Here is a 13,752-nt window from a genome sequence, read left to right on the forward strand (position 1 = left end):
GGCCCGATTCGCAGAGGTGAACGAGATGGCCCCGATCCGGGCAGTCCCCCTGATGGGCGTCGACGCGCGCGTGTGGCGCGGCCGGCTCTTCTACGGAGCGATCGTCGCCGCGCTGGCGTACCTGATCGTCGTACCGGTCTGGCGGCTGCAGTCGCTGGCCTTCGACGACGGCGGCGCGGGCTACAAGTCGCAGTTCGGTCGCTCCGACATCGGCGACACGCTGCGCACCACCGTCGTGCTCGCGCTGGCGTCCCTGGCGATAGCCATGGTGCTCGGCACCCTGCTCGCCTTCGCGGTCACCCGCCTGCCCCATCGGGCGGGCTTCCTGCGCATCATCCCGGTCCTGCCGATCGTGATGCCCTCGGTGGCGAATGTCGTCGGGTGGGCCTTCCTGCTCTCGCCGGGGCCGGGCTATCTCAACGCGCTGCTGCGACAGCTGCCGTGGTGGGACCACCTCGACTCCGGACCGGTCAACGTCTACTCATCGACCTGGATCATCATCATCACCGGCTTCGGCCTGACCTCGTTCGTCTACCTCTTCGTCAGCGCCGGCATGCAGAACATCAGCTCGGAGCACCTCGAGGCCGCCCAGTCGAGCGGATCCTCGCAGCTCGGCGTGTTCTTCAAGGTCGTCCTTCCGCTGCTCCGCCCCTCGCTCGTGTACGGCGGCGGCGTCGCCCTCCTGCTCGGGCTCGGCCAGTTCACCGGTCCGCTGCTGCTCGGCCAGAACGAGGGCATGAAGGTGCTGACGACCGAGATGTACCGGCGCACGTCGGAGTCGCCGGTCAACTACGCGGCCGCGGCCGCGGCCGCGTCCCCGCTGGTGATCCTCGGCCTGCTCGTGGTCTTCGGCCAGCGCTTCCTGCTGGGCAACCAGAGCCGCTTCGTCACTCACGGCGGCAAGTCCTTCGCCCCGGTCGGCGGTCGCTCCTGGTGGGCGGCGGCCTTCGTGGCGGGCTACGGCCTGGTCGCCCTGGTCCTGCCCCTGCTCGGCGTGCTGATCGTGTCGCTCTCGCCGTACTGGTCGGAGAACCTGAGCTGGGACCTGTTCACCCTCGACAACTACCGAAAGCTCGTCGACACCCCCGGCATCATCGAGTCGGTCACCACCAGCGTCGGCACCTCGCTGGCCGCGGTGGCGGTGTGCGTGCCGGTCGGACTCGCGATCGCGATGCTGGTCGTCCGCAACCAGCACCTCAAGGTGATCCGCACGCTCGGCGACGTGATCAGCGCGCTGCCCCTCGGCATCCCGTCGGTGATCTTCGGCGTCGGCTTCCTGCTGACCTACACTCAGCCGCCGTTCATCCTCTACGGCACCAAATGGGTGATCATCCTGGTCTACATCGTGCTGATGATCCCGTTCGCGACGCGGATGCAGATGACCGCGCTGATCTCGATGGGCAACACCTACACCGAGGCGTCGGCCGTCAGCGGCGCCAGCCCGCTGGTGACCTCGCTGCGCGTGACCCTGCCGATGCTGAAGCCTGCGGTGCTGAGCGCGGTCGCGTTGATGTTCATCCTGCTGACCCACGAGTTCGCCGCGTCCTTGATGGTCCGCTCCGCCACCACCCAGGTGATGGGCACCGTGCTGTACGACCACTGGAGCAACGGCTCGTACACGCTCGTCGCGGCGATGGCGATCCTGATGTCGGCCGTGACGACCGCCGGCGTCGCCGTCGCGATGATGGTCGGCGGCCGCAACGTGCTCGACAACCTCTGATGTCCCCGTCCCAGACCCACCAGAACCACCCGAGAGGTGCATGATGGCCAGCTTCCGGATCTCCGGCCTCACCAAGTCCTACGGCTCCAATGTCATCGTCGACGACCTCGACCTCGAGATCGAGCAGGGCGAGTTCCTCGTCCTGCTCGGCCCCAGCGGCTGCGGCAAGACCACGACCCTGCGCTGCCTCGCCGGCCTGGAGACGCCGGAGCGCGGTCGCATCGAGTTCAAGGGCCAGCCGGTGTTCGACGCGGACCAGCGGCTCAACGTGCCCGCTCACAAGCGCAGCATCGGCATGGTGTTCCAGTCCTACGCCCTGTGGCCGAACATGACGGTGCGCAAGAACATCGCCTATCCGCTCAAGGTGCGGAAGATGAAGGAGGCCCTGGCGGCCGGGCGGGTCGAGGACGCGGCGGAGATGGTCCACTGCGGCCACCTTCTCGACCGCTACCCGTCCCAGCTCAGTGGTGGCCAGCAGCAGCGCATCGCCGTCGCCCGCGGGCTCGCCGCCCAGCCCGACCTGGTGCTCTTCGACGAGCCGCTGAGCAACCTCGACGCGCGGCTGCGCGACCAGGTCCGCACCGAGATCCACCGGCTGCACGAGAGCCTCGGCTTCGGCGCGGTGTTCGTCACCCACGACCAGTCCGAGGCGTTCGCCCTCGGCGACAAGATCGCGATCATGCGCGCCGGGCGGATCGAGCAGCTCGGCACGCCCGTCGAGGTCTACAACGCCCCCGCCACCGACTACGTCGCCGAGTTCATCGGGATGTCGAACCGGCTCGAGCTCAAGCGGACGGGGGCGGGCTGGCAGACTCGCGAGGGCGTCGCGATCTCGGTCGAGCGCGCGCTGCCCGACGTACCCGCGCTGATCGCGCGGATCTGGCCCGAGGACGTCCAGCTGCACCGCTCGGAGCAGGAGGCCCCGGCGCACGCCGTGCGGCTCGCCGCCACCCTGCTGGCCTCCGAGTTCGGCGGGCGCCACTACGACGTCACGGTCGCCGCGGGCAGCGAGGAGTTCCGGCTGCGTGCCGACGCCGCCACCCACGGCACCTGGCTGCGGGCTGCCCGTGACGGCGAGCCCGTGGTCATCAGCTTCCAGCCGGATGCGATGCACGTCTTCGCCGACGGCGGTACGACGGAGCCCACCCCCGAGCTGGTCGCGACGCCGTGACCGAGGCGCGCCGCCCCGCGGTGCGCCGGGCCGCGGTGCGCCGGGCCGCCGCGGACCTGCAGGTGTGGGCCTATCCGCTGATCCTCGCGCAGCGGCTGCGGTTCAACTTCACCCAGCCCGCGGATCCGCTCGCCCCTCGGCCGCCGGTGTCCGCGGGCGCGGCGCTCGGTCGCTTCGGGCATGCCCGACGCTTGGCTGATCCCGCGCTGCGGGTCGGGGTGGCGCCGAACGTGGACACGCTCTACTCCGTCGCGTGGCTCGACGTACGACGCGGGCCGCACCGCGTCGTCCTGCCCACGGCGACCGACCGATATCTCAGCCTGCAGGTCGGCAAGGCCGACACCACCAGCCCGGTCGTGATCAGCCGCCGCTCCCATCCCGAGGGCTTCCCCGAGCTCGTCGTCGAGCGCGGCGCGCCCGGCGTGGTGGCGGACCCGCGCGAGGTGCGGGTGACGACGCGCGACCGCTGGCTGATGCTCGTCGGACGCACGGGCGTCGAGCCGGAGGACCCGGCGGATCTCGCCGCGGCGCACGCCGTCCAGGACGCGCTGTCGCTCCGTGGCCCGCACCACGAGACGACCGCGGTGGACGGGGAGGCCGACGAGGTCGACGTCGCGCTCGCCGCGGTCGAGCGGGACCACGAGATCCTGGATCCCGGCGCGTTCGCGCGGGCGCTGCGCCGCGTCCTCGCGACCGGAGGGGAGTCCGTCGCCTGGGAGCGCCGCGACGCCCTGCTCGAGGCCGTCCGGCTCGACGAGCTCGCCCGCGACCACGGGGACGAGGAGCTGAGGTCGGCGGTGGCCGACGGGCTGCGGGACGGCTACGACGCGGTCAGGGCGCACGTCCGCGCGCTCGGCGGCGCGGTGGCCGGCTGGGCCCTGAACGAGAAGGTGGCGTCGTTCGGCGAGGACCACCTGAGCCGCGCTGCGGTCGCGCACTCCCAGATCTACGTCAACCCGCCCGAGGAGGCGAGCTACCCGGTCTGCGAGGTCGATGCCGAGGGCCGGGCGCTCGACGGCCGCGACGCCGACTACCGGATCGCCTTCGCGCCCGGGACGCCGCCGGTGCGCGGCTTCTGGTCGCTGACGATGTACCGCGGCGTCGGCAACCTGGTCGCGAACGAGCTCGGCCGCTACGCGATCGGGGACCGGACCCGTGGCCTCGAGCGGTCGGCGGACGGCTCGCTGGAGATCGACATCAGCGCCCGGCGCCCCGACCGGGGCGCGGCCAACTGGCTGCCCGCGCCGCGGGGACCCTTCCGTCTCATGCTCCGCCTGTACTGGCCGTGCGACCCGTCCTGGCAGCCGCCACCCGTGATCCGGAGGATGACCCGATGAGCTATGTCGCGCTGGACCTCGGCTCCGCGGACCAGATCCAGGCGTCCCGGCGACCCGACCTGGTCCCCCGGGACCCGGCCGCCCGGCGTACGCTCGCGCGGCAGGTCGCCTTCGACGCCGTGGTCTACGGGCTCACGCCCGCCTTCGAGTACGCGCAGCTGTGCCGGCAGCACGCCGAGGACGGCCGGGCCTTCGGCCGGTTCGTCCATGAGCGCCGCCTGGCCGCGCCGGGCTTCGCCGTGTTCCGGGCGCCCAATGTCGACACCCTCTACTCCACGGCCTGGCTGGACCTCCGCGAGGGGCCGGCGGTGATCGAGCTGCCGGACTTCGGGGAGCGCTACTTCACGCTGCACCTGCTCGACTTCTTCGGCAACGGAGCCAACCTCAGCCGTCGGACGATCGGAACGGCGCGCGAGATCTGGCTGGTCGCCCCCGGTGACGAGGTCCGGGTCCCGGCCGGCGCGGCCCGGATCGCCGCGGCCGCGCGGGTGGTCTGGGTGCTGATGCGGATCCAGGTGAGCGGCGACGAGCCGGAGGTGCACGCGCTCCAGGACGCCGTCGTGCTGCGCGCGCCGAGCCTCGGCGCGGAGCCGCGCCCGGCGGACCGGGGGAGGGGCTTCGGCCCGCGGGTCGACCCGACCGAGGTGGAGACCTCCTGGGCGGCCTTCCTGCGGGCGATGGACGGCGCGCTGCGGCTCGGCGGCGTCCCCGACATGGAGCAGGCGTTGGTGAGCCGGTTCGGCCTGCTGGGCCTCGCGGGCGAGGCGCCGGTCGATCCGGACCGGCTCGACGCCGCCATCCAGGAGGGCGCCGCCCAGGGCTTCGCGGACGCGATGGGCGTGCTGGACGCCTGCCGGCCCCAGCTCGGGGAGCGCGTGGCCACCGGCTGGACCAAGGTGTGCGACAAGGGCGCGCACGGCGTCAACTACCTGAGCCGGTCGGTGATGAACCTCGTCGGACTCGCCGCCAACGTGGTCGAGGAGAACACCTCCTACAACACCTACGTCGACGTCGACGGCGTCTTCCTCGACGGGGCCACCTCCGACTACCTGCTGCGCCTGGACCGACAGCCTCCCGCCCGCGCGTTCTGGAGCGTGACCATGTACGACGGCGAGGGCCTCCTCGTCGCGAACCCGATCGACCGCTACGCGGTGGGCAGCGCGACGCCCGGGCTCGTGGTCGACCCCGACGGCGGGGTGAGCATCGCCATCAGCCCGGACCGGCCGGCCGAGGGGAACTGGCTGCCGGCGCCTCGGGGCCGGTTCTTCCTGGCCCTGCGCATGTACGAGCCGCTGCCCGAGGCGCTCGACGGCGTCTGGACGCCGGGTGCGGTCCAGCGCAGGGATGCCGTCAGCCGGTGAGGATCCCGGCGAGCGCGCCGAGGGCGACGCTCAGGGCGAGGCCGGTGAGGATCGCGAGCTGAACGCCGCCCCGGTCGCGCAGCCGCGGCAGGAGCGCCGTCACGACGGCGATCGCGGCGACGGCCAGGAGTGCGAGTGCCACGCCGGTCGGGGTCGGGGTGAGATGGACCAACGCGAGCGCCGCGACCGCGGTGCTGAGCGTCGTCCTGCGGTGGGCGAGCCGGGTCCGCTCGGCCTGGAGTCCGGGGTCAGGCTCAGCCACGGGTGAGAACCAGCGCGGCGACCGCGCTCGCCACCACGAGCAGCGCCCCACAGGCCACTGCGCCGACGCCGAAGCCGGGCAGCGGCTCACCGCGTCGGATCGCCCGCTCGCTCGCGCGCCAGCGCAGCCAGGCCGCGACCGTTCCCGCGGCGCCCAGCGCGACCAGCGCCGCGGTCAGCGTCCGGACGCCCGGTCGGGGGTCGTCGCCCGCGAAGGTGTCGAGGGCGACCGCCCCCGCGACCAGCGCCATCGAGGTGCGCAGCCAGGCCAGGAAGGTCCGCTCGTTGGCGAGGGAGAACCGGTAGTCAGGCTCGGCGCCGGTCCCGTAGACGCCGGCGGGCCAGCGGGCCCGAGCGCCGGGATGGTCCGGATGGTGCGCGCCGGGCACCGTCGTCACCGTCCCCGCAGGTCGGCGACCAGGCGGCCGCGGACGTCGCCGGCGCGCAGCCGCTCGATCCCGGCGGGAATGCCGGCGAAGTCGATCCGCTCCAGGACCGGGGTCAGGACGCCCTCCGCGAGATGCCGGTAGACCGCCTCGACATCGGCCCGGGTGCCGCCCGAGGAGCCGTGGATGCGGGCCTTCTGGTGCACCACGTCGGCCGTGGTCAGCGTCGTGAGCGTCGCGCCGAGGCCGACCAGGACGACGTCCCCGCCGACCTTGATGGCGTGCACCGCGGCCTCGGTGGTCGTGCCGAAGCCGGCGAAGTCGATGACGGCGTCCAGGCCGAGACCGCGCAGGTCCTCGGCGGCGGGATAGGTCGCGGCCAGGCCCCACGACGCCGCCAGCTCCAGAGCTGCGGGACTGCTGTCGGCGGCATGGACCTCGGCGCCGAGGTGGACGGCGAGCTGGGCGCCGAGCTGGCCCAGGCCACCGAGCCCGATGATGCCGACCCGCATGCCGCGACGTACGCCGGCGACCACCGCGACCGCGTGGTGGGAGGTCATCCCGGCGTCGGTCCCGACGGCGGCGAGCTCGTCGGACAGCCCGTCCGGGACCGCGACGAGATCGACGGCCGGAGCGACGTGGAAGGCGGCGTAGCCGCCGTCGCGGCCGTAGCCGGGGACCGTCCTGCCGAGCGGGTGGACGCCGACCCGGTCGCCCGGTGTCCAGTCCCGGACGTCCTGGCCGACGAGGACCACCTCGCCGGCGATCTCGTGGCCGAGGGTGATCGGGTTGCGCGTGATGTTCTCGGCCCAGGACGGCTCGTCCAGCTCGCCGACGTCGGAGTGGCACAGGCCGGCCGCGCGGACCGCGACCAGGACCTCGTCCGGGCCCGGCCGGGGGACCGGCACCTGGTGCAGCCGCAGCGGGCGCCCGGTTCCGGTCCATTGCCATGCCGACATCTGCTCAGGGGGCATGAACTGAAGTTAGTTCAGGTAGGGTGGCCCTGTCCAGCACCGAGGAGGCGCACCATGAAGAGTGCTCAGCTGCACGTCACGACGTACCCGACCGGTCCGGTCGGCCCCGAGCAGTTCGTCGTCGCGCAGGTCGACCTGCCCGGCCCCGACGAGCTCGCCGTGGGCGAGGTGCTGGTCCGCAACACCTGGACCTCGGTCGACCCGGGCCTGCGGCTGCGGCTGCGCGCCGCGGCTCCCGACGGCTACTTCGCGGCCTTCCCCCTGGGGGAGGCGATGGACGGGATCCTCACCGTGGGCGAGGTGGTCGCCTCCCGCGCCGACGGGTTCGCGCCCGGCGACACCGTGAGCCACTCGCTGGGCTGGCGCGAGCACGCCGTCGTGCGGGCCGGCGAGGAGGCGATGAACGGGATCGGGACGCTGCGCCGCCTGGACGTCACCAGCACCCAGCCGCAGTGGTACCTCGGTCCACTCGGGCCGATGGGGCTGACGGCCTACAGCGGGCTCGCCGTCGTCGACGCGCTCGACGGCGGAGGCGTGCTGTGGGTGTCGGCCGGCGCCGGGGCGGTGGGCTCACTGGTCGCCCAGTTCGCGCGCGAGCTCGGACATCGCGTGATCGCGACCGCGGGATCGCCCGACAAGGTCGCCTGGCTCCGGGACCAGGCCGGGGTGGAGGCGTTCAGCTACCGCGACGAGCCGCTGCGCGCGGGCCTGGCCCGTCTCGCGCCGGACGGCATCGACGTCTACTTCGACAATGTCGGCGGCGACCATCTCGAGGCGGCGCTCGACGCGCTGCGCCCGCACGGCCGGATCGCGATGTGCGGCACGGTCTCGGACTACGAGTCGGAGCCGACCGGGCCGCGCAACATCTTCCTCGCGACCGCGAAGCACCTGACCATCCAGGGCTTCCGCGGCAGCCTCCACCTGGACCTGCTGCCCGAGCTGGAGCAGCGGGTCGGGCAGTGGCTGCGCGACGGGAGCGTGGTCTACCGCGAGTCCGTGTACGACGGTCTGGCGAGCGCCCCGGAGGCGATGGCCGACATGCTGGCCGGCCGCACGGTCGGCAAGACGCTCGTCCGGCTCTGATCGGGCCGCGACGGATCAACCGAGACGAAGGTGGAGATGATGGACGACAGGATCGTGCTGGTCGACGGGGCGCGGACTCCGGTGGGCAGCTTCGGTGGGGTGTTCAAGGAGGTGCCGGGTTTCGAGCTGGGTGCGGTCGCGGTCCGAGGTGCGTTGGCGCGCGCCGGGGTCGAGGCGGACGACGTCGAGGAGGTGGTGATGGGCTGCATCGGTCAGGTCGGCCCGGACGCCTACAACGCACGGCGGGTCGCGCTCGCGGCGGGCTTGCCGATGCGGGTGCCGGCGTACACGGTGAACCGGTTGTGTGGCTCGGGTCTGCAGGCGATCTGGTCGGCGGCGATGCAGATGCGGTGGAACGGGTTGGACTTCGCGTTGGCGGGTGGGGACGAGTCGATGTCGCGGATGCCGTTCTATGACTTCGGTGCCCGGGCCGGCTACAAGCTGGGGGACCGGTCGTTGGTGGACGGGACGGTGATGATGTTGACCGACCCGTTCCACGGCTTCCACATGGGGGTGACGGCGGAGCGGGTCGCGGAGAGGTACGGCATCTCGCGGGTCGAGCAGGACGAGTTCGCGGCGGAGTCGCAGCGTCGGGCCGCGACCGAGCGGGCGCGGGTGGTGTTCGCCGAGGAGATCGTGCCGGTCGAGGTGGGTGGTCGGCGGCCGGTCACGGTCACCGAGGACGAGCATCCGAAGCCGGGGACGACGGTGGAGACGTTGGCGGGTCTGCGTCCGGCGTTCCAGCGCGATGGCACGGTCACGGCGGGCAATGCGTCGGGGATCAATGATGGTGCGGCGGTGGTGGTGTTGGCGCGGGAGTCGGTTGCGGTCGAGCGGGGGCTGCGTCCGTTGGCGGTGGTGGAGGCGGTGGCGACGGCGGCGATGGAGCCGGAGCTGATGGGCTATGCGCCGGTGCTGGCGTTGAAGGGGTTGTTCGAGAGGACGGGGACGTCGCCGTCGGACATCGGGACGGTGGAGCTGAACGAGGCGTTCGCGTCGCAGGCGGTGGCGTGCATCCGGGATGCGGGTCTGGATCCGGACCGCGTCAACCCCTATGGGGGTGCGATCGCGTTGGGTCATCCGGTGGGGGCGACGGGTGCGATCTTGTCGTTGCGGGTGGCGCGGGATCTGGTGCGGCGGGACCTGGAGCTGGGTGTGGTGACGATGTGCATCGGTGGGGGCCAGGCGCTGGCCGCCCTCTTCCGCCGGGTCTGAGCCCGGAACCAGAACGAGACAACCAGAACGAGAACAACGAGAACGAGGAGAGTCATGGGTCGTTTCGACGGGCGAGTCGCCGTCATCACCGGAGCCGCACGAGGGATCGGGTTCGGCACCGCCAGCCGGTACGCCGAGGAGGGCGCCTCGGTCGCGATCGTCGACCTCGACGAGGCCGCGGCCGCGAAGGCCGCGGCGAAGCTGCCCCTGGTCGAGGGCGCGAAGGCCGTCGGCGTGGGCGCGAACGTCTCCGACGGGGCGTCGGTCGACGCCGCGGTCGAGCGGGTCGTCACGGAGCTGGGCGGGATCCACATCCTGGTCAACAACGCGGGCATCACGCGCGACAACCTGCTGTTCAAGATGACCGAGGAGGACTGGGACCTGGTCATGGGCGTCCACCTCAAGGGTGCGTTCTTGATGACCAAGGCCGCGCAGAGGCACTTCGTGGAGCAGAAGTACGGCAAGGTCGTGAACATCTCCTCGATCTCGGCGCTGGGCAACCGGGGGCAGGCCAACTACTCGGCCGCGAAGATGGGGGTGCAGGGCTTCACCCGGACCCTGGGCATCGAGCTGGGTCCGTTCGGGATCAACGTCAACGCGGTGGCGCCGGGGTTCATCGCGACCGAGATGACCGACGCGACCGCGGCCCGGCTCAAGCTCGACGTCGACGAGTTCCGCCGCCTCAACGCCGAGGCGGTCCCCGTGAAGCGGGTCGGCCAGCCGGCCGACATCGCGGCGGCGGTGACCTTCCTGTCGAGCGACGAGGCGTCGTACATCACCGGACAGACCCTCTACGTCGACGGCGGCGCCAGTGTCGGCTGAGCGGGCGCTGGTCGCCGAGACCGAGGAGTTCGTGCGCCGTGAGGTGCTGCCGATCGAGGACGCCCACGACGGCGACGTGGAGGCGGCCGGCGGCGAGAGCCTGCGCCGCGAGCTGCAGGCCAAGGCCGCCGCGGCCGGGCTGCTGTCGCCCCACGGTCCGGTCGACTGCGGCGGGCTCGGGCTGGGGATGGTGGACCGCGCGCCGGTCTTCGAGGCGGCGGGCCGGGGGCTGTTCGGGCCGATGGCGCTGAACATCAACGCCCCCGACGAGGGCAACATCCACCTGCTCGACCATGTCGCGAGCGCCGCGCAGCGCGAGCGCTACCTGCGGCCCCTGGTCGCCGGAACCGTGCGCTCGGCGTTCGCGATGACCGAGCCGGCGCCCGGCGCCGGGGCGGATCCGTCGATGCTGACCACCCGGGCCACGAGGGTCGACGGCGGCTGGGTCGTCAACGGGCACAAGTGGTTCATCACCGGCGCCGACGGCGCGGGCTTCTTCATCGTGATGGCCCGCACCAGCGGCGAGCCGGGCGGCGCGGGCGGAGCGACCATGTTCCTCGCGCCCGCCGACGCGCCGGGGATCGAGGTCGGGCGCCACATCGGGACCATGGACCGCTCGATGCTCGGCGGCCACTGCGAGATGAGGTTCACCGACGTCTTCGTCCCCGACGAGGACGTGCTCGGCGGCGTGGACGAGGGCTTCCGCTACGCCCAGGTGCGGCTCGGGCCGGCCCGGATGACCCATGTCATGCGCTGGTCCGGCGCGGCCCGCCGGGCCCACGAGGTCGCGGTCCGCCATGTCGCCGGCCGGGAGGCCTTCGGCGCCCGGCTCGCCGACCTCGGGATGATGCAGCAGCTGATCGCCGACAACGAGATCGACCTCGCGGCGACCCGGGCCCTGCTGCTCGCGGCCTGCCGCGAGCTCGACGACGGTGGCCGGGCGTCGGAGGCCACCTCGATCGCGAAGACCTTCGCGGCCGAGGCGCTGCACCGGGTCGTGGACCGGGCGACCCAGATGTGCGGCGGGCTGGGCGTCTCCAGCGACCTCCCCGTGGCCCGGATCGCCCGTGAGATCAGGCCCTTCCGCATCTACGACGGTCCGTCCGAGGTGCACCGCTGGTCGATCGCCAAGCGTGCCGTACGCCGGCTGGCGGGGGGCGAGCGGTGAGCGAGCTGACCGAGCCCGAGCTCGCCGCCGTCGCCGACCGCCTCGCCGCCGCGGGCGTCGCGTCGGCCGGTCCGCTCACGTCGGACCTCATCGCGGGCGGTCGCTCGAACCTCACCTACGCGATCACCGACGGACGCACCCGCTGGGTGCTGCGCACCCCACCCCGCGCCGGTCGCACCGCCTCGGCCCACGACGTCGCCCGGGAGCACCGGGTCACGGCCGCGCTGATGTCGTCGGGCGTCCCGGTCGCCGACGCGGTGCTGCTCTGCGCGGACGAGACCGTGCTCGGCGTGCCGTTCACCGTCAGCGGCTTCGTCGACGGGGCCGCGATCCGCACCCAGGCCGACCTCGCGGCGTACGACGACCAGCGGCTGGGCACCGTCGTCGAGAGCCTGCTGGAGACCCTGGCCGCCCTGCACCGGGTCGACCACGTCGCCGCGGGCCTGGAGTCCTTCGGCCGTCCCGACGGCTATGCCCAACGCCAGCTGCGGCGCTGGTCGGGGCAGTGGGAGACCGTCGGCGAGGAGCGCCTCGGCGCGCTGGCCCGCGAGGTCGTCGCCCGGCTGGGCGCCGTCGTACCGGAGCAGCGGGCCACCTCGGTCGTCCACGGCGACTACCGCGTCGACAACACCCTGCTCGGCCGGCCCGGAACGGCGGGCGAGGACCGGGTCGCCGCCGTCGTCGACTGGGAGCTCTCCACCATCGGCGACCCGGTCGCCGACGTCGCGATGATGTGCGCCTACCGGCACCCGTCGTTCGACCTCGTGGTCGGTGCGCCGAGCGCCTGGACCAGCCCGCGCCTGCCCGAGGTCGAGGAGCTCGCGGGCGGCTACGAGCGGCTCGGCGGCGTGGCCCTGGACCAGTGGGACTTCCACCACGCGCTGGCCTGCTTCAAGGTCGCGGTCATCTCGGCCGGGATCGACCACCGCCGCCGCGCGGGATCCGGCTCGGGGGCCGGGTTCGACACCGCCGGCGAGGCGGTGGAGCCGTACCTGGAGCTGGCGCTGCGGCAGCTGGGCTGACGGGGGGGCGGGCTAGGGCGAGCTGGGGCGCGCCAGGCCTACCCGTGAGCGCCTACGGCTTCATCACGGTTCGTAGGTGGCGCTGCTCGGCACTGAACTGCCGGCCGTTCTGTCTGCTGTCGCCGCTGAGTTCGCCGGTTTCCGCACCGCTCCCGCTCACTCGTTGACCTTGCCTGGGCGCCGACCGACGATCAAGCGACCGACTGCTGGCGCCGGGTCGCGATCGGGGCGAGGGGGGATGGGACCATGGCACGGAAGCAACACAGGTGGCTCGCGGTTGCTGCCGCGGCTCTCACGATCCCAGCGGGCTTCGGCATCGCCCAGGCGGTAGCAACCGACGACGGTAGTCCAGCCGCGGATGGCAACCGAACCATCTCGGTCCCCCGCCCTGGGGACGACCTCGAGAAGCTCGTCGAGGGTGTGGACCCGCTGAAGGAGGGCCGACGCCTCGATCTGTCCGAGCTCGAGATGGGAACCCCGCTGAGCGAGTGTGACGTCGCGCTCGCCTTCTATCAGCGGCCAGACGTCAAGGCATTCAGCGAAGAGCACTTCGGATACTCGCTCTCAGCGAAGGACTTCGTCGACGGTGACTGCCCCGACATCGCGACGCTCGAGCGGGACTACCGCGCCGCGCAGGACCGGGTCGAGCAGGGGCTGATCCCGTGAGGCGCCGTACGACCGCGATCGCGGTCGGCAGCCTGGTCGGCTTGAGTCTCGGCATCGGCCTCAGCTTTGGGCTCGGCGCCGCCCAGGCGGCCAATGTCAACTGCACGGGCGGCACCTGCACCGGCACGGCGAACAACGACACCATCACCGGGTCGAGCTACAACGACACGATCTATGCCTATGGCGGCTCCGACGACGTCGCCGGGCGGGAGGGCACCGATATCGTGTACGGCGGCGGCAGTCCGGACACCATCGGCGGTGGCCAAGGAGACGACTCCCTTGCGCTCAACGGCACGTCGATCGGCCTGATGGGCGAGAACGGCGAGGACGTCATCGACGGCAAGTCCGGCACCGACCTGGTCGCCGGCGGTGACAAGGTGGACTGGCTCTACGGTGGCGCGGACGACGATGCCGTGGTCGCTTGGGATGATCTCGTCGCTGACTACCTCGACGGCGGCACGGGCAGCAACGACCACTGCTTCGTGACCACCAACCTCGACCATGTCCTGGGCGGCTGCGAGTACTTCCACACCAACACCATCGGCTGATCCCGATCGCGTCGGTGC

General features: G+C 72.4%; 14 protein-coding genes. 11 read left to right on the plus strand and 3 right to left on the minus strand.

What is annotated here, in order from left to right:
- Positions 1-25: 25 nt before the first annotated feature.
- Genes JOD66_RS17505 through JOD66_RS17520 form a run of 4 tightly spaced genes read left to right on the plus strand, consistent with a single transcriptional unit; the run spans position 26 to position 5,589 of the window.
- Entirely contained in the window at positions 26-1,720 is a 1,695-nt protein-coding gene (locus JOD66_RS17505; protein ID WP_204838116.1) for an ABC transporter permease, read from the plus strand.
- A 43-nt stretch (positions 1,721-1,763) separates the two neighbouring features.
- On the plus strand, positions 1,764-2,891 hold the full coding sequence (locus tag JOD66_RS17510; protein WP_239545291.1) for an ABC transporter ATP-binding protein: 1,128 nt from the start codon (positions 1,764-1,766) through the stop codon (positions 2,889-2,891).
- Positions 2,888-4,228 (plus strand): DUF1214 domain-containing protein, encoded by a 1,341-nt coding sequence (locus JOD66_RS17515; RefSeq protein WP_204838118.1) that lies wholly within the window; start codon positions 2,888-2,890, stop codon positions 4,226-4,228. Before JOD66_RS17510 ends, JOD66_RS17515 begins: the two co-directional genes overlap by 4 nt.
- Complete coding sequence (locus tag JOD66_RS17520; protein ID WP_204838119.1) at positions 4,225-5,589, plus strand: DUF1254 domain-containing protein; 1,365 nt, start codon at positions 4,225-4,227, stop codon at positions 5,587-5,589. Before JOD66_RS17515 ends, JOD66_RS17520 begins: the two co-directional genes overlap by 4 nt.
- On the opposite strand, the gene JOD66_RS17525 is transcribed toward JOD66_RS17520, so the two are convergent.
- From JOD66_RS17525 to JOD66_RS17535, 3 genes are read right to left on the minus strand one after another with little or no spacing between them, the layout of a single operon-like run.
- Complete coding sequence (locus JOD66_RS17525) at positions 5,579-5,851, minus strand: DUF202 domain-containing protein (RefSeq protein ID WP_204838120.1); 273 nt, start codon at positions 5,849-5,851, stop codon at positions 5,579-5,581. The two genes, JOD66_RS17520 and JOD66_RS17525, sit on opposite strands and share 11 nt — an antisense overlap.
- Positions 5,844-6,239: a YidH family protein gene (locus JOD66_RS17530; protein WP_204838121.1), complete on the minus strand. Its 396-nt coding sequence runs from the start codon at positions 6,237-6,239 to the stop codon at positions 5,844-5,846. Before JOD66_RS17530 ends, JOD66_RS17525 begins: the two co-directional genes overlap by 8 nt.
- Before the next feature lie 5 nt (positions 6,240-6,244).
- Positions 6,245-7,210 (minus strand): zinc-binding dehydrogenase, encoded by a 966-nt coding sequence (locus JOD66_RS17535; protein WP_204838122.1) that lies wholly within the window; start codon positions 7,208-7,210, stop codon positions 6,245-6,247.
- 54 nt (positions 7,211-7,264) lie between these two features.
- Between JOD66_RS17535 and JOD66_RS17540 the strand changes: the two genes are divergently transcribed.
- The 7 genes from JOD66_RS17540 (at position 7,265) to JOD66_RS17570 (ending at position 13,734) form a co-directional block, all read left to right on the plus strand.
- Complete coding sequence (locus tag JOD66_RS17540; protein ID WP_239545293.1) at positions 7,265-8,293, plus strand: NADP-dependent oxidoreductase; 1,029 nt, start codon at positions 7,265-7,267, stop codon at positions 8,291-8,293.
- Positions 8,294-8,332: 39 nt separating this feature from the next.
- Entirely contained in the window at positions 8,333-9,508 is a 1,176-nt protein-coding gene (locus tag JOD66_RS17545) for a thiolase family protein (RefSeq protein ID WP_239545295.1), read from the plus strand.
- Positions 9,509-9,562: 54 nt separating this feature from the next.
- Positions 9,563-10,330, plus strand: a complete 768-nt coding sequence (locus JOD66_RS17550; protein WP_204838123.1) for an SDR family NAD(P)-dependent oxidoreductase — start codon at positions 9,563-9,565, stop codon at positions 10,328-10,330.
- Positions 10,320-11,498, plus strand: coding sequence for an acyl-CoA dehydrogenase family protein (locus JOD66_RS17555; protein ID WP_204838124.1), 1,179 nt, complete (start codon positions 10,320-10,322; stop codon positions 11,496-11,498). The genes JOD66_RS17550 and JOD66_RS17555 overlap by 11 nt, the downstream gene beginning before the upstream one ends.
- Positions 11,495-12,520, plus strand: coding sequence for a phosphotransferase family protein (locus JOD66_RS17560; RefSeq protein WP_204838125.1), 1,026 nt, complete (start codon positions 11,495-11,497; stop codon positions 12,518-12,520). The genes JOD66_RS17555 and JOD66_RS17560 overlap by 4 nt, the downstream gene beginning before the upstream one ends.
- A 246-nt stretch (positions 12,521-12,766) precedes the next feature.
- On the plus strand, positions 12,767-13,186 hold the full coding sequence (locus JOD66_RS17565; RefSeq protein ID WP_204838126.1) for a hypothetical protein: 420 nt from the start codon (positions 12,767-12,769) through the stop codon (positions 13,184-13,186).
- Positions 13,183-13,734, plus strand: coding sequence for a calcium-binding protein (locus JOD66_RS17570; protein ID WP_204838127.1), 552 nt, complete (start codon positions 13,183-13,185; stop codon positions 13,732-13,734). The genes JOD66_RS17565 and JOD66_RS17570 overlap by 4 nt, the downstream gene beginning before the upstream one ends.
- The last annotated feature ends 18 nt before the right edge of the window (positions 13,735-13,752 follow it).

This window comes from Nocardioides nitrophenolicus, assembly GCF_016907515.1.
GTDB lineage: Bacteria > Actinomycetota > Actinomycetes > Propionibacteriales > Nocardioidaceae > Nocardioides > Nocardioides nitrophenolicus.

Bases quoted from the DNA above. Each gene is read 5' to 3' on its own strand.
- JOD66_RS17505 (WP_204838116.1), top strand. From the start codon at position 26: ATGGCCCCGATCCGGGCAGTCCCCCTGATGGGCGTCGACGCGCGCGTG.
- JOD66_RS17510 (WP_239545291.1), top strand. From the start codon at position 1,764: ATGGCCAGCTTCCGGATCTCCGGCCTCACCAAGTCCTACGGCTCCAAT.
- JOD66_RS17520 (WP_204838119.1), top strand. From the start codon at position 4,225: ATGAGCTATGTCGCGCTGGACCTCGGCTCCGCGGACCAGATCCAGGCG.
- JOD66_RS17535 (WP_204838122.1), bottom strand. From the start codon at position 7,210: ATGCCCCCTGAGCAGATGTCGGCATGGCAATGGACCGGAACCGGGCGC.
- JOD66_RS17540 (WP_239545293.1), top strand. From the start codon at position 7,265: ATGAAGAGTGCTCAGCTGCACGTCACGACGTACCCGACCGGTCCGGTC.
- JOD66_RS17545 (WP_239545295.1), top strand. From the start codon at position 8,333: ATGGACGACAGGATCGTGCTGGTCGACGGGGCGCGGACTCCGGTGGGC.
- JOD66_RS17550 (WP_204838123.1), top strand. From the start codon at position 9,563: ATGGGTCGTTTCGACGGGCGAGTCGCCGTCATCACCGGAGCCGCACGA.
- JOD66_RS17565 (WP_204838126.1), top strand. From the start codon at position 12,767: ATGGCACGGAAGCAACACAGGTGGCTCGCGGTTGCTGCCGCGGCTCTC.